General features: G+C 72.1%; 13 protein-coding genes. 6 read left to right on the top strand and 7 right to left on the bottom strand.

The genetic code is table 11. The annotated features are described in order from the left end of the window. Nucleotides 1-87: 87 nt before the first annotated feature. The 3 genes from WME90_RS09240 to WME90_RS09230 are packed head-to-tail and all read right to left on the bottom strand — an operon-like array spanning nt 88 to nt 1,651. Nucleotides 88-507 carry a hypothetical protein gene (locus tag WME90_RS09240; protein ID WP_437280717.1) on the bottom strand — a complete coding sequence of 140 codons (420 nt, stop codon included), beginning with the start codon at nt 505-507 and terminating at the stop codon, nt 88-90. Further along, nucleotides 504-1,331 (bottom strand): ribonuclease III, encoded by an 828-nt coding sequence (rnc, locus tag WME90_RS09235; protein ID WP_437280716.1) that lies wholly within the window; start codon nt 1,329-1,331, stop codon nt 504-506. Before rnc ends, WME90_RS09240 begins: the two co-directional genes overlap by 4 nt. 26 nt (nt 1,332-1,357) lie before the next feature. Continuing rightward, nucleotides 1,358-1,651 carry a 4a-hydroxytetrahydrobiopterin dehydratase gene (locus WME90_RS09230; RefSeq protein WP_437280715.1) on the bottom strand — a complete coding sequence of 98 codons (294 nt, stop codon included), beginning with the start codon at nt 1,649-1,651 and terminating at the stop codon, nt 1,358-1,360. A gap of 112 nt (nt 1,652-1,763) precedes the next feature. On the opposite strand from WME90_RS09230, the gene WME90_RS09225 reads away from it, so the two are divergent. Continuing rightward, complete coding sequence (locus tag WME90_RS09225) at nt 1,764-2,393, top strand: hypothetical protein (protein WP_437280714.1); 630 nt, start codon at nt 1,764-1,766, stop codon at nt 2,391-2,393. 149 nt (nt 2,394-2,542) lie between these two features. Then, the gene (locus WME90_RS09220) at nt 2,543-3,349 is read left to right on the top strand and encodes a hypothetical protein (RefSeq protein ID WP_437280713.1); all 807 of its coding nucleotides are present in this window, start codon (nt 2,543-2,545) and stop codon (nt 3,347-3,349) included. A 107-nt stretch (nt 3,350-3,456) separates the two neighbouring features. Here the strand turns inward: WME90_RS09220 and WME90_RS09215 are convergent, their stop codons facing one another. The 4 genes from WME90_RS09215 to WME90_RS09200 all read right to left on the bottom strand — a co-directional run bounded on the left by WME90_RS09215 (nt 3,457) and on the right by WME90_RS09200 (nt 7,807). Further along, complete coding sequence (locus WME90_RS09215; protein ID WP_437280712.1) at nt 3,457-4,491, bottom strand: peptidyl-prolyl cis-trans isomerase; 1,035 nt, start codon at nt 4,489-4,491, stop codon at nt 3,457-3,459. Nucleotides 4,492-4,524: 33 nt separating this feature from the next. Further along, the gene (locus WME90_RS09210) at nt 4,525-5,175 is read right to left on the bottom strand and encodes a hypothetical protein (protein WP_437280711.1); all 651 of its coding nucleotides are present in this window, start codon (nt 5,173-5,175) and stop codon (nt 4,525-4,527) included. Nucleotides 5,176-5,204: 29 nt separating this feature from the next. Next, complete coding sequence (locus WME90_RS09205; RefSeq protein WP_437280710.1) at nt 5,205-6,590, bottom strand: metallopeptidase family protein; 1,386 nt, start codon at nt 6,588-6,590, stop codon at nt 5,205-5,207. Between the two features lie 86 nt (nt 6,591-6,676). Then, entirely contained in the window at nt 6,677-7,807 is a 1,131-nt protein-coding gene (locus WME90_RS09200; protein ID WP_437280709.1) for a hypothetical protein, read from the bottom strand. Nucleotides 7,808-7,948: 141 nt separating this feature from the next. Between WME90_RS09200 and WME90_RS09195 the strand changes: the two genes are divergently transcribed. From WME90_RS09195 to WME90_RS09180, 4 genes are all read left to right on the top strand, one after another. Next, nucleotides 7,949-9,331, top strand: a complete 1,383-nt coding sequence (locus WME90_RS09195; protein ID WP_437280708.1) for a sigma-54-dependent transcriptional regulator — start codon at nt 7,949-7,951, stop codon at nt 9,329-9,331. Nucleotides 9,332-10,276: 945 nt separating this feature from the next. After that, nucleotides 10,277-11,428, top strand: coding sequence for a DUF262 domain-containing protein (locus WME90_RS09190; RefSeq protein ID WP_437280707.1), 1,152 nt, complete (start codon nt 10,277-10,279; stop codon nt 11,426-11,428). After that, nucleotides 11,418-12,719: a DUF3696 domain-containing protein gene (locus WME90_RS09185; RefSeq protein WP_437280706.1), complete on the top strand. Its 1,302-nt coding sequence runs from the start codon at nt 11,418-11,420 to the stop codon at nt 12,717-12,719. Before WME90_RS09190 ends, WME90_RS09185 begins: the two co-directional genes overlap by 11 nt. After that, nucleotides 12,719-13,687: a hypothetical protein gene (locus tag WME90_RS09180; protein ID WP_437280705.1), complete on the top strand. Its 969-nt coding sequence runs from the start codon at nt 12,719-12,721 to the stop codon at nt 13,685-13,687. Before WME90_RS09185 ends, WME90_RS09180 begins: the two co-directional genes overlap by 1 nt. The last annotated feature ends 177 nt before the right edge of the window (nt 13,688-13,864 follow it).

Below are 13,864 nucleotides of genomic sequence, written 5' to 3'. Positions count from 1 at the left end.
CGACGCCGGGGGCGCTCGTGACGCGCTCCCGGCGCAGAGCCTCGTCGAGGAGCGCGGCCCGAGGGGCGGCGTGCGGTCTGCGCCGCCTCAGCGCTTCGAGCTCAGATCGGGCAGCGCGTAGCCGAGCTCGGCGAGGAGCGCCCGGAACGCGCGGTCCTCGTTCCGCGCCACGGTGAGGTGCTCCATGAACTTCTTGAAGTTGCCCTGAGCCGCCGCGTCGGCGGCGCGCTCGCTGTTCTCGAGCACGAGCAGGAGGTGCGGGTGCGCCTTGGAGACGGACCCAGGGCACTCCATCTTGCTCGCCACCCGGGCGCGCGCTTCCGCGAGCGCGTGCACCACCATGATGAGCTCCTTGTCGTGGGTCCGCGGCAGGAGCATGTCGCCCTCCCTGCGCGCCTCGTCGAGGAGCAGGCTCGCCCTGTCCAGGTAGCTCCCGGCCCAGGCCGGCAACGCGACGAAGAGGGTGCAGAGCGCGAAGGTGAAAGCAAGCATCAGGTGACGGATCATCGACTGGGTCCTCGGTCGTTCATGGTTTGCGCGGAGGACGACCCGCCGGAGGGCGGGGCCCCGCTGCCCTCGGGCGCGCCTTGCAGGGCCTCGGCGGTCGCCCGTTCATCCGATGCGGCGGCCGCGGGCTCCGGCGCGGCGCACGACAGGAGCGCAGCGCGCGCGGCCGCCTGCTCCGCGAGCTTCTTCGACCGGCCCCGGCCGGTGCCGATGACCTGGCCATCGACCTCGACGGCGACGAGGAACGCGCGGTCGTGGTCGGGCCCCTCCGTGCCCATCAGGCGGTAACGCGGCGACGCCGCGCCGCGCGCCTGCACGCGCTCCTGCAGCTCGCTCTTCGCGTCGCGCCCGAGCATGCTGCCGCTCGCGAGCTGCGCGAGCGGGCTCGCGGCGATCTTCCGGCTCAGCGCCCGCGCGCTCTCGAACCCGCGATCGAGGTACAAGGCCGCGACGAGCGCCTCGGTGGCGTCGGCGAGCACGTTCGTCTGGTCGCGCTCCCCGGCGACCTCCGCGCCCCGTCCGACCCTGAGCGCCGCGCCGAGCTCGACCCCTCGCGCCCACGCCGCGAGGGCGTCCGTGTTGACGAGGGCCGAGCGCATCATCGAGAGCTCCCCTTCCCGCGCCCCGGGAAAGCGCTCCATGAGGAGCTCCGTCACGCAGAGGCCGAGCACGGCGTCCCCGAGGAACTCGAGGCGCTGGTTGTCCACGCGCCGACCGCCTCGCTGCTCGTTCGAGAAGCTCGGGTGCGTCAGCGCCTCCTCGAGGTGCGGCAGGTCTCCCTCCAGCCCCAGATCCAGACGTTGCAACAGCTCGCTCGGGAGCATCCCCAGCACCTTGCCCACGCGCAGCGTCAGCCCGTGTTCAGGCGGTCGGTCAGCTCGGCCAGCTCCAGGTCGAGCGCCGTCAGACCGCCGGCGTCATGCGTGGACCACGCGACCCGCACCTTGCCCCACGACAGAGCGATGTCCGGGTGATGATCGCGCCGCTCGGCGAGGAGGGCGATCCGCATCACGAAGCCCACGCCGGCGCCGTAATCCGGAAACGAGTAGCTCCGCTCGATCCGCTCGCCCGCTTGCACCCAGCCCGGGTGAGCAGCGACGAACCCGGCGATCTCATCGTCGGAGAGCCGATCACGCTTGCCCATGGGGCGCAACTATGGGCTAAGCCCCGCCCCGGTGGAACCCCGGAATGCGGGGCCCCCGCCCGCGCGGCGTCCGCCGCGCGCGCCGCTGCCCGTGCGCTATCCTCCCGCCTCGATGACCGGGCTTCACGCTTGCCCCTTCTGCCGGGAGATGTTCGAGGCGAAAGAGGCGTCCACGTGCCCCGCCTGTGGCCTCCGGCTGGAGGCGCTCGCGAAGCTCCCCCCCTCGTACGACGCGCTCCAAGAGGATCCCGATGAGCCGCTCCCGCCGCACATGGAGCCGCTCCCGTGGACCTACGCCGGGCGCGGCCGGGGCGCCCTGCTCGCGCTCGCGCTCCTCGGGCTCGCGGCGTTCTTCGCGCCGTGGATCCACGAGACGGCCCCCGAGCTCCGCGATCTCAGCGGCTTCGGGCTCGCGCGGAGGCTCGGGTGGATGTGGGCCCCCGCGGTCGCGTTCTTCGTGATGATCCCGCTCGCGCTGACCCGGAGGTCGATCCACAAGATGCGCGGCGCCCGCGTGGCCGTCGCTTTCCTCGCCGCGGTCGCCCTCGTCACCGTCGCGATGCGCCTGCTGTTCTCGCCGGCCAGCACGCTGCTCCGTCCCGTCCGCTTCACGTGGGGCTACGGGCTCTACGCGACCGGGGCGCTCGCGCTGCTCGCGCTGCTCACCGCAGCGTTCTTCGGAGGAAGGATCGACGACCTCCCCACGGGCCAGCGGCGGCGGGGCGACGAGGTGCTGCACTGAGCAGCCAGAAGCAGCCAGAAGCAGCCAGAAGCAGCCAGAAACGGAGCGCAGAAGAAGCGCGTGACCGAGCGGCATCTCGGGTCGACAGGCCCGCTCGTGCGGCGTAACCTTGATGAGAGTGGCCTTTGTCCGCTGCTCGAAGGTGCGCAATGGCCAAGAGTTCTGCCAGCGTACGCCGTGAGCTGGCGCGGGACGACGAGGCGTTCGATGTCCCCGCAGCGGTGCTCTGCGCGTGCTGCGGACAGCCCGACTGCGCCGGCTGCTCCGCGGCGAGCGACGAGGGCTCGGGGGTCGTCGCGATCATCCCGTGGGAGCGCCCGATCGGCGGCGTCTGGTCGCGGCTCTGGGCCACCTCGAAGGCGACCACGCTGGGGGCCGAGACGTTCTTCGCGACGATGCCCGACGGCGCCCTCCCTGCGGCCATGCGCTTCGCCCTGCTGGCGGAGACGCTCGCGATCCTGTCGATGATCGCCGCGCTCCTGCCCGTCGTCGCGCTGGCGCTGCCGAGCCTGACGTTGGAGCTCGCCCGCAACCCGGCGGCGCGCGCGAGCGCCCTCCAGTGGCTCGCGATCGGCGTCCCGGGCGTCACCGTGTGGATGGTGCTCGCGCACACCTTGCACGGAGCCGCGCTCGACCTCGGCGCGCGACGTCAAGGCGCGCGGCCAGAGCGCCGGCGCGCGCTCCGCTTCGGGCTCTACGCGTGCGGCTGGGACCTCATGGCTGGCCCGCTCGGCGCGCTGGCCATGCTCATCACGGGCGGCCTCAAGGGAGCCGAGCAGATCCTCTCGGCCTCGCTCCGGGTACCGGGCAAGGCCTCCATGGCGCTGCTCCTGGGCGTCTACGCGCTCCAGCCCGACGCGGCAGAGCGCGCTCGGCGGGCCGGGAGCATCGCCGCGCTCGCGCTCACCATCGCCTCCGGCTTCGTCGCCATCGCGCTCGCCATCGCCTTCGGCTGACACGCCGTCCAGCGTCGACGGCGGCGCCCCCCGGAGCGGGGCGCAGATCCGTGTGCGAACCTGCGCCCTGCCAAGGGCGTCGATCCCCGTCCGTACGCGTCGCGGCCTCAGCGCATGTCGTGACGCGGCGCGGGCGAGGGCGGAGGCGCGCCCGGATGCCGGCTGCTCGCGAGGGTGCCCGGGCGCTTCTTCGGCTGCAGATCGCCCGTCGAGGTGATGTCGATGAGGTCGACGAGCTCGGGGGCGTGACCCGATACGTCCTGCGCTCGCAGGCGATCGAGGAGCTGCTTCACCTGCGCCTCCGCCTTGCCGTGCGCGAGGATCTGACGGATCGACGGCCCCTCTTGCTCGATCGAGCGGCTCACGGGCTTCCTGCTCTGGCGTCGCCACAGCACGGCGAAGCCATCGCCCTCCGGCACCGGCTCGGGCACGAGCTCCCCGTCCTTCACCCCGGCGGCGGCCGAGAGGAGCCCCGGCGCGACCTTCAGCCCCGGCTCGGCCGTGGCGCCGTCGGACGCCACGAGGCCGAGATCGCCGCCGCGCATGCTCGTCGCCTTGTCGAGCGACTTCTCGCGCGCGATCTCCTTGAAACGCTGGGGCGCCGGGTCCTTCTTCAGCTCGGTCAGGATCGCCTCGGCCTCCTCGCGCGTCGCGACGAGGATGCGCCAGAGCGCCACCATCGCCGGGGAGCTGAACCTGTCGCGGTGGGCCTCGTAATAGGCGCGGACCTCCTCGTCCGTCACCGGGGAGCTCGCCGCCGCCTCCGCCTGGATCCGCTGCAGCAGCGCGGAGCGCAGGACGCCGCGGATGCGATCCTGCACGTCGGCGCGCTCCGTGAGCTTCTGCGCGGCGGCCCCCTGGGCGAGGAGCAGCTCGCGGACGAGGACCTGGCTCACGAAGTTCTTCCGGATCTCCGCCGGGGTACGCCCGAAGGTCTGGAGCTGAAACGGCGGGACCTGCGCCAGCCTGCGCTCGACCTCCGAGGCCGTGATCGCCACGTCGCCGACGCGCGCCACCGGGGCGTCCGCAGCGGACGCGGCCGCTGGCTGGGCCTCAGCGCGGAGCGACAGGCCGGTCGACGCCGCGCAGACGACCGCCATGGCGGCCGCGCCGAGGGGGAGCTTCACCGTTCTCGCGCGCATCGGAGCGGGTTATCCCCGCGCCGCCAGGCAGGGTCAAGCTGCCCCGCGGCGCGCTGCCTCGGCGGACGCGCCGCGCTCGTCTCCGCGTTCGCCGCCCCGCAGCACCCCCGCCTTCCGCAGCGCCTGCGCGTCGAGCCCGACGAACCGGTAGACGTCCGCGGAGAAGCCGTAGGCGCGATGGAGGTGCCGGAGGCCCTCGACGAGCTCGGCGGTCACCTCGACCGGGGGCGGGGGCGGGTATGCCTTGCGGATCGAGGCGAGCGGCTCGCCCAGCTCGAGGAGCTCTTCGACGCGCGACAGCACATCGATCGGCTTGAGCGCACGCTTGCCTCGCCGCGCGACCCCCTCGGCCAGCTCGGCGAGCAAGCGCCGGCGCCGACGCTCGGTACGGCCATCGCCGGCGCGGCCACCGCCGCCCAGGAGCAGCTCGTTGAACCGGCGCGCAGCGCGGCGCTTCTCGACCGCATCCGGACTTCCCCGGCGGTTCTGCGCATCGCCACCCCGCTTGGCGGGACGTGGCGCTTTGGTGGACCCGGCCGTGGCGGCCGGCGAGCTCTTCGTTTTCACGATCCTCGGCAAGAGCACAGCGGCGCTCGAGGAGCCGGTACTCCCCGGCACATCTTCTTGCTGTCCCGGCAGTATAGACAGCTCATCCTCCTGCTTCGAAGAAAGCGGCGGAAGCACGGCGACGCTCGCCCTGCAGGCGCTGGACGTCAGCGCCCGCCTGCGCACCACGCGAGGGCCGTTCCGACGGCCGCGATGAGCCAGGCCGGCCACGTCGCGCGCACGAAGCCGGCGACGTCGGACAGCGCGCCGCGCCGCGCCCGCCGTGCGGCCTCGGCGTGCCCCACCCGGCGCATCTGCTCGCGCTCGATCTGCTCCTGCTCCTCGTCGTCGAGCGGATCGCTGCCAGCCAGGTGGTGCAGGTGATGGATCACCTCGTGATCGATCGTCTCCTCGATCTCCGCGTCGACGTCGAACCCCGGATCCTCGCGCGCTTCCGCCCGAAACGTCCGATAGAAGATCCGGATCTCCGGAGGGCGGGCGATCCCGAGCGCATCCGCGGGTGTCCCGGGCGTGTAGCAGCCCAGCAGCGGCTCGCCTCCGTCGTCGCAGGCCGGCACCCCTGCGTCGATGAAGAGATCGATGTTCCGCACGCCGCGGGCCTCGTAGATGCGCTCGGCCGCGGCGCGGACGCGCGCCTCGAAGCCGTCGAGATCTGGAAAGGCGCTCGAGGTGCTCGCCCTTGCCCTCGGGGCGCGGGGCTCCCCGAGCTCGTCCGCGTCCGTTCCGTCCACTCCAGCAGCGCGCAGCGGAGCGCGCGCGATCTCCCGCTCGAGCGGCACATCGAGGTCGTTGCGGGCACCGCAGCCCTGGCAGCGGTGGACGGCGACGAGCCGCGCGGGGTAGCGCGCCTCGTGGTAGAGGTCGACGACAGCCGCCCACGCCTCGTCCGGAGCGCTGGCGAGCGCGTCGGCGATCACCGGCGCGCGACGCTCGCGACCGAGCGCCGCGATCCCCATGGCAACGACCAGGGACGGCGTGACGCGGAGGACGCCGTCGCCGGGCAGGCGGAGGAGCGGCATCGCTTCCTCGACCGTGCGCTCCACGAGCCGCACGCCGCGGCAGACGGCGCGGCCCACGCGCAGCGCCGGGATCGGGTGGGACGCGTCGAAGTCGAACGGGCGATCGAGCTCGGGATCGTCGAGCTCGCCATCGGTGAACGGGCCGATCTCCAGCAGGCTCGACGGAGCGACCTCGAACGGGGCCCCGCAGTTCTCGCAGGTGTACGAGCCCGGCTCCTCGGGCACGACGCCGGCGGACGCGAGGAGCGCGCGCAGGACATGGACGTCGGCGAGCGGGAGGCCGAGAGGATCCAGCGGCGCGCCGCGCGCGTCGGCCACGACCGACGGGCCCGCGAGGACCTGCACGTCGAGCGCGCACCTGCCGGTGGATGCGCGCTTGCCGCCGCCGCGGCCGGCGGGAGCGCCGAAGACATCCGGAGCACGAGCGCGCGCGGCGGCGTCCGACAGGCGCACGACGCCGCCGGACGGGAGGTGGACCTGAGGGGGGAGCAGGCGTCTCGCGGGCGCAGGCATCGCGGCGGCCTATAAAGAAGTGCTGGCGCGCCTTCCAGCCCGACGCGGCTCCGTCCAGCCTCGCGCTTCGCCGTGGGGCGCTCGCCTCAGGGGTCCTCGGGCGGCGGTGAGCCCCTGGCGGCGCCGTCGTCGGTCGGAGCGAGCGGCCCCCACGGTTCGCGATCCCTGTCGGTCCCGGACGGCTCGCCCGCCGCGCGGCCGCCGTCGAGCCCGGCGGCGCTGGCGAGCTCGGCGGCCACCGCCGCGGAGAGCGAGCCTCCGCTGAGCGGGGACGCGCCGGCGACGGACGACACGGGCGACGGCTCCGAGGAAGGGCGATCTCTGCGGCGACCTCGGCTGAGCACCGGCGCGCGCTCGCCGTCGCCGGCAGGATCGGGCGCGGCGGCGCCCACGCGGTGCACGGTCGGGCGGAGCTGCAGGCGCCCGAGCGACAGGCTCGCCGCGCTGGCCGGAGGCATGCTCGACGAGAGCTCCGCGGCCACCGGCCCGCCTGTCCCGAAATCGAGATAACGCGTGATCGCCAGGGCGTAGATGAGCTTGCGCACGGTCATCTCCGGCGCGACCCCGGACCTGACGAGCACGGCGAGCGTGGGTGTGGAGCTCTGGAGCGCGTCGATCACGGCGAGCTCGCCCTCGCGGAAGCCGAAACGACCGGGCTCGAGGGCGGGGTGGAGGCGGAGGGGCACGGCCTCGATCCGCTCCAGGGTCCGGTGGAGGCGAGTCGAGCGCTCGCCGTGATCGCGCAGCCCTGCCCAGAGGAGCGCGAGCGGATCGACCTTCGCGGGATCGCCGCCCCATTCGGCCAGCACGTCGAGGCCGTCGAAGTAGCGGTACTTCGTCTCCGGAGGCAGGTCGAAGAGGCGCACCATCCGCCGCACGAACTGGACCTGGGCGAGCCAGTCGATGGTCGCGGTGTCGAGGCACCCCGACAGCAGCAGCACGTCCCCGAGGAGGCCCCTCGTCGCGAGCGCTTCCGCGAGGAGCTCGGCGGAGATCACCCCCTCCTCGAGCAAGATTTCCCCGAACCGGGCATATCCGTCGCTCGGGCGGATCTTGACGGGGGTCCCCCGGACGATCCGCACCGTGTGCTCGGCGCCCGTGGGCTCCACCAGGATGAGCGCGCCGGTCAGCCGATGCTCGACGGCATAGACGAAGAGATGAGCGAACGGCGTCCGCTCCAGATCTCCTTCCGCCGTCGCGAGACCGTCGGGAGACATCCTGGGCCAAGCTACCATAGCGCGCGCAAGCTGGAGCCCCCTTTCTCCACGCGCGCCGGCGCGGCAGCGAGGCAGTGTGGCTGGCGTCGGCGCGCTGCCCGCGGGCATCGGCCGCGGCGGTTCCGCGCTACGGTGGCGTGTATGCCGCGCGGACATGTGCTGGTGCTCGACGACGAGCGAGCGATCTTGACGACCCTTCAGAAGGCCCTGTCGCTCGAGGGCTACACGGTCGACGTCGCCGGCGGCGTCGGGGTGGCGGAGGAGAAGCTCGCGAAGCGGAGCTACGACATCGCGCTCTTCGACGTCTCGCTGCCCGACGGTGACGGCGTGGAGCTGCTCCAGCGGATACGCGCCGCGGGCTCGGAGCTGCCCGTCGTGATGATGAGCGGCCACGCGACGGTCGACGCCGCTGTCCGCGCCACGCGGCTCGGGGCGATCGACTTCCTGGAGAAGCCGCTCTCGACCGATCGGCTGCTGCTCGTGCTCGAGAACACGCTGCGCCTGGTCCGCGCCGAGGCCGAGGCGAAGGCGCTGCGGACGCAGACCGGTCAGGTAGGCGAGCTCATCGGAGAGAGCCGGGCGATGCACGATCTGCGCGAGCAGATCGCGCGCGCGGCGAAGGCGACCGCGACGGTGTTCGTGACGGGCGAGCGCGGCACCGGCAAGGAGCTGGTCGCGCGCGCGATCCACGGCGCGTCGAAGCGGGCGCGCGGGCCGCTCGAGAAGATGAACTGCGCCGCGGTCCCGAGCGAGCTCATCGAGAGCGAGATGTTCGGCCACGAGGCGGGCGCGTTCACGGGCGCGACGAAGCAGCGGCGAGGGAAGTTCGAGCGCGCGAGCGGCGGGACGCTGTTCCTCGACGAGGTCGGGGACATGCCGCTCGCGATGCAGGCGAAGCTGCTCAGGGTGCTGCAGGAGCGGGAGATCGAGCGCGTGGGCGGGCACGACACGATCAAGGTCGACGTGCGCGTGGTGGCGGCGACGAACCGCGACATCGAGGCGGCGTGCCGGGAGGGGCAGTTCCGGCCGGACCTCTACGACCGGCTCAACGTGCTGCCGCTGTCGCTGCCGCCACTCCGCGCGCGGCGCGAGGACGTGCCGCTCTTGGCGCGGCACTTCCTCGCGCTCGCGACGCAGGCGAACGATCGGCCCGGGATGGCGTTCACGGACGGCGGGATGAGCATGCTGGTCGCCTACAGCTTCCCTGGGAACGTGCGGGAGCTGCGCAACATCATCGAGCGGCTGGTGATCCTGACGCCGGACGAGACGATCGACGAGGGTGACGTGAAGGTCTGCCTCGGAGGGCAGCAAGCTGCGATGAAGGGCGGGCTCTTCCGCCCGGGGGTGCCGTTCCGGGTGCTCGCGGAGGAGGCGGAGCGGGCCATCCTGGAGGAGGCGCTCGGCCACCATGGCGGGCAGATGGCGGCGACGGCGCGGGGGCTCGGGCTCGAGCGGAGCCACCTGTACAAGAAGTTCAAGGCGCTCGGGCTGCGGGGGGACAAGGGGGAGGCGGAGGACGAGTAGCCGGAGAGGGGGCCTTCCGGGAGGCCGCGCCGAGGGGAGGGTCTGCGCGGCGGCCGCGGGTGGGCGCTCGGCCATCCGCCGAGGCGGGAGCGCGGAGCTTGCGCATGCACCACCACCCCGCATGTCTCCCTTCGGGCCATGCCACCTGGGACGTTTCGTCGCGCGCCACACAAGGCGCGCCTGAGACGTGGAGCCTGCTGGGACCTCAGGGCTGCCTCATCGTCGGTGCTCGCCGCGCCCACCCGCGGCCGCCGCGCAGACCTCCCCTCGGCGCTACGGGAGTGGACGCGGGCCGGGACCGTGGCGCGGCGCATCGCCTGGGCCGCAAGGGGTATTGGCTGTGCGATTGAGTAAGGAGGCACTGGCGCCCCATGTCCGGTCCGCCGGCGGCTCCCGGCTGCTTCCTCAGAACCGTCTCCGGTCCACCGACAGCTCCCGGCTGCTTCCTCAGAACCGCTTCCGGTCCGCCGGCGGCTCCCGGCTGCTTCCTCGGAACCGTCTCCGGTCCGCCGGCGGCTCCCGGCTGCTTCCCCGGAACCGTCTCCGGTCCACCGACAGCTCCCGGCTGCTTCCTCCGAACCGCTTCCGGTCCGCCGGCGGCTCCCGGCTGCTTCCTCGGAACCGCTTCCGATCCGCCGGCGGCTCCCGGCTGCTTCCTCGGAACCGTCTCCGGTCCACCGACAGCTCCCGGCTGCTTCCTCGGAACCGCTTCCGATCCGCCGGCGGCTCCCGGCTGCTTCCTCAGAACCGCATCCGATCCGCCGGTGGGCGAGGATCATGCAGCGGACAGAACTAGGAGACGCGAATGGCGCGCCCGATGACCGGCGGTAGTACCCCCCGCCCATCAGGCGTCTCCCAGGCTGGCCGAAGCCTGCGCACGACACCACGCGCGAGGGCCTCGACCGGCGGCTTGTCATCGTGCCTCACGCGACGACAAGATGCGCCATGACGACGGCGCACGTGCTGGACCGGGAGCTCGGTGACCCCTTCGCGGGTCAGGAGGACGATCTCCTCGAGAAGGAAGAGGAACCGTCGCCAGACGAGACGCAGCCTCGGCAACCCGCCAGCTGGCCGCTTCAGATTTCCAAGGTCGAGCGCTCGATCTTCGAGCTGCACCGGAGCTGGAAGAACGGGGTGCTCCGCCTCGATCCGGACTTCCAGCGGGAGTTCGTTTGGGATTACTGGCGCAAGGTCAAGCTCGTCGAGTCCGTGCTCATGCGCCTCCCGTTGCCGGTGTTCTACCTCTCCGAGGAGAACGAGGAGGAGACGCTCGTCATCGACGGCCAGCAGCGCCTCACCACGCTCTTCAGCTTCCTCGACGGAGAGTTCCGCCTGAGCGGGCTCAAGCTGCTCCCGGAGCTCAACAAGAAGCACTTCAAGGATCTCGACGGCAAGGTGCAGCGCCGGTTCGAGAACACGCCGCTCACCTGTTTCATCATCCAGCCGGGCACGGATGAGCAGGTGAAGTTCCAGATCTTCGAGCGCGTGAACGAAGGGGCCGTTGCGCTCAATGCCCAGGAGATCCGCAACTGCCTCTACCGAGGGCCCGGCCTCGACTTCATCAAGCGCCTAGCGAACGACGCATCGCCCGGTTCGTTCCGCGATGTCGCCGGCCCGAGCCGGGCTTACAGACGCATGCGGGCGGATGAGCTCGTGCTCCGCGCCATCGCCCTGCTCGATCTCGGGGTCGACCACTACCCCGGGGAGCTGAAGAGCTTCCTTAACGACGAGCTCAAGCGGCTGAACGCCTCGACGGAAGAAGAACGCGACGCGCTGGAGCGCAGGCTGAAGAACGCCCTCGCTCACACGAAGGCCGTCTTCGAGGATCACGCTTTCTGCCGTTACAAGCCCTCGGACGGCTCGTGGGCGCGGCAGCTCAACGGCCCGCTCGTCGAGGTCACTGTGGCCGGCTTCGATCGCTTCTTCCCTGCAGGGAACCCCTTGCCTCCCAGAAAGCTCAAGGCCGTTCGGGATCGCTTTCGGGCGATCTCCGGCGAGGAGGCGTTCCGCGACTCGATCACCTTCGCCACGCAGTCGACGAGCTCCGTTCGAACGCGGCTCGACCTCTGGATGAAGGAGCTCGCTCATGTTGCGTAGCGTGCTGCTCGAGGGCTTCCGCTCGTTCGAGCAGCCGACGGCCGTGCGCTTCGCCCCGCTGACGATCCTCGCGGGGCCCAACAACGCAGGGAAGAGCTCCGTCATCCAGGCGCTGCTCGCGCTCGTTCAGTCCGCGCAGGCGTCGAGCGCCGACTCGCTGCTGCTGAGCGGCGCTTGGTGCGATCTCGGACGGTTCGACGAAGTGGTGAGCGCGGGCTCGCCGACTGACCAGCGCCGGTTCCGCATCGGCCTCACCGGAACCACGCCGGAGGATCGCGCTGTCGATGCGGTTTGGGAGTTCGAGCCGCGGGAGGGTGAGGACTCCGCGCTCACATCGGTCCCCCTCTTCTCGCTCACCTACGCGTTCGAGCGAAGTGCGGGGCGCGTCGAGCGCCGTGTGACAGGCTTCCAGTGGGAGGGTGACGATCCCACCGAAAGGTCCCAGGGCCAAGCCGCCGGCAAGGCCGTGTTCGCCGATCCTGGTGCGTTCGTCGCCTTGACCCTCGCAGAACCGGAGCAGCTCGATGTCGGGCGTGCAAGCCAAGGGAATCGGCCTCTGATCGGCATCCATCCCTCGCCGCTCGATGCCTCGCGCACGCAATACGTCGGTCCCTTCCGCTCTCCGCCGCAGCCGCTCTACACCCCGCGCACGTCGCTGGCCGGCCCGCCGCTCGGCCGGTACGGGGAGCACACGGCCGAGCTCCTGTTCCGGCATCGCACGCAGCGGACTGACATCACCGTCCCGGGGCAGCCGCGCGACGATGCGGGAGCGCCGATCCTCTCGGCGGTCAACGCGTGGTGGTCCCACCTCTTCGACGGCAGCTTCGCCCTCCAGATCGACGCGCCCGCGCGCCTCGGCTTCACGCTGGCCATCGACACGCCCTCCGCCGAGCGGCTCGGGCTCGGGCAGGTCGGGCTCGGGCTCTCGCAGGCGCTGCCGATCGTCACGGCGTGCCTCGTCTCCCGACCCGGCGATCTGCTCCTCATCGAGACGCCCGAGGCGCACCTCCACCCCGGCGCGCAGCACCGCCTGGCGAGCTTGTTCATCGAGCTCGCCCGCAAGGGGAGGCAGGTCGTGATCGAGACCCACAGCGAGCACCTCGTCACGGCCATGCAGCTCGCCGTCAAGGAGGGGCTGCCGCCGGAAGACGTCGCCCTCAGCTTCTTCAGCCAGGAGGCTGGCCGGACGGTGGTGCAGGAGATCGAGCTGAACGCGCAAGGACGCGCGCTGCGCTGGCCGCCCGGCTTCTTCGATCAGGCGGCCATCGATCTCGCGGAGCTCCTCCGCTGATGCCGGTCGTGTTGTTGAACCACGATTTCGTCGACGGGATGGCCCACCGCACCGACCTCGGCCCGGTGGCCGTCGCGCTGCAGGACGTGCAGCGACGCCTCGGGGGAGATCCGATGCACGTGCACCCGGAGCTCACGCTGCAGGCCACCGGCGGCGGTCCGTTCGTCGAGTGGGCCAACCAGCACCGCAACGACGCCGAAGCGGATCGCCGTACGCTCAGCGCGCTGCTGCTCCGGCTGTTGAGCGGCCCGTTCGTGACCGATCTCCCGCTGGAGCGAGATGTCTCCCTGCTCTCGGACGATCCCGCGCTCCCTCCCGAGCCTCCGTGGCGGCGCGAGGCGGTGCGGCACCTCGCCGCGCATGCGCTCTCGGCCGCCTCCGCGGTTCCGTGGGTCCTGTCCTTCGATCCTCGCTCCGACCTCTCGCAGCCCAGGTACCGCTTCACGCAGGGCGACGCGATCGCCGAGGTCGACAACTTCAGGAGCAGCGCCGAGGCGCTCAGCCGGCTGGGCGAGCTGGCGACCCGCGGGCTCGCCGGCGCCCTCGCGACGCTCGAGGCCGCTGCGCGGCACGAGAGCCGGCTCATCGTCCTCCCGCGAGCCCGTGACGCCGCGCGGAAGTGGAACCTCGACTGCCCGGAGGGCGCCCTGTTCCGCGCCTTGGTCGACCTCGCCATCTACGCCGCGGCGCTCGACGAAGGGCTCTCCCGCGAGCTGGCCGCCGAGCGTTACCACAAGGCGAGCGGCGTCCCGATGTCCCGGGAGAGCGGTGAGGTCTCCCGCAGCCCCACCTGCAAGCGGCAGCGTACGTTCGTCGTCCCCGGCCGGGGTGAACAGTACTTCGACATGCACGCGAAGCCCGGCGCCAGCACGCGCATCCACGTCTGGACGGAGGTCGTGGAAGGCCGGCACGTCGTCTACGTGGGCCATTGCGGCGAGCACCTGCTCTTGCCCAGCGGCAAGCGCTGATTGCGCACGACCGCGCGCGCTCTGAGGCGCGACGCTCATCCCGCGCACGGCGGTCCGAGCCGGCACCACGTGAGCGCCGGAGGGGGTCTCCGCGCGGCAGGGTGCGGGTGGGCGCGATCCAGCACCGACCGAGGTGCCATAAGGTCCCTGCTGGCTCCACGTCTCAGGCGCGCCTTG

It is taken from the genome of Sorangium sp. So ce375 (genome assembly GCF_051473855.1).
In the GTDB taxonomy this organism is placed as follows: Bacteria; Myxococcota_A; Polyangia; order Polyangiales; family Polyangiaceae; genus Sorangium.
The sequence above is the reverse complement of the archived record's forward strand: the minus strand, read 5'-3'. Positions and strand labels throughout refer to the sequence as shown.

Coding starts and splice junctions, on each gene's coding strand:
- WME90_RS09230 (WP_437280715.1), bottom strand. CDS start 1,651: ATGGGCAAGCGTGATCGGCTCTCCGACGATGAGATCGCCGGGTTCGTC.
- WME90_RS09220 (WP_437280713.1), top strand. CDS start 2,543: ATGGCCAAGAGTTCTGCCAGCGTACGCCGTGAGCTGGCGCGGGACGAC.
- WME90_RS09240 (WP_437280717.1), bottom strand. CDS start 507: ATGATCCGTCACCTGATGCTTGCTTTCACCTTCGCGCTCTGCACCCTC.
- WME90_RS09180 (WP_437280705.1), top strand. CDS start 12,719: ATGCCGGTCGTGTTGTTGAACCACGATTTCGTCGACGGGATGGCCCAC.
- WME90_RS09185 (WP_437280706.1), top strand. CDS start 11,418: ATGTTGCGTAGCGTGCTGCTCGAGGGCTTCCGCTCGTTCGAGCAGCCG.
- WME90_RS09190 (WP_437280707.1), top strand. CDS start 10,277: ATGACGACGGCGCACGTGCTGGACCGGGAGCTCGGTGACCCCTTCGCG.
- rnc (WP_437280716.1), bottom strand. CDS start 1,331: ATGCTCCCGAGCGAGCTGTTGCAACGTCTGGATCTGGGGCTGGAGGGA.
- WME90_RS09200 (WP_437280709.1), bottom strand. CDS start 7,807: ATGTCTCCCGACGGTCTCGCGACGGCGGAAGGAGATCTGGAGCGGACG.
- WME90_RS09195 (WP_437280708.1), top strand. CDS start 7,949: ATGCCGCGCGGACATGTGCTGGTGCTCGACGACGAGCGAGCGATCTTG.
- WME90_RS09215 (WP_437280712.1), bottom strand. CDS start 4,491: ATGCGCGCGAGAACGGTGAAGCTCCCCCTCGGCGCGGCCGCCATGGCG.
- WME90_RS09205 (WP_437280710.1), bottom strand. CDS start 6,590: ATGCCTGCGCCCGCGAGACGCCTGCTCCCCCCTCAGGTCCACCTCCCG.
- WME90_RS09225 (WP_437280714.1), top strand. CDS start 1,764: ATGACCGGGCTTCACGCTTGCCCCTTCTGCCGGGAGATGTTCGAGGCG.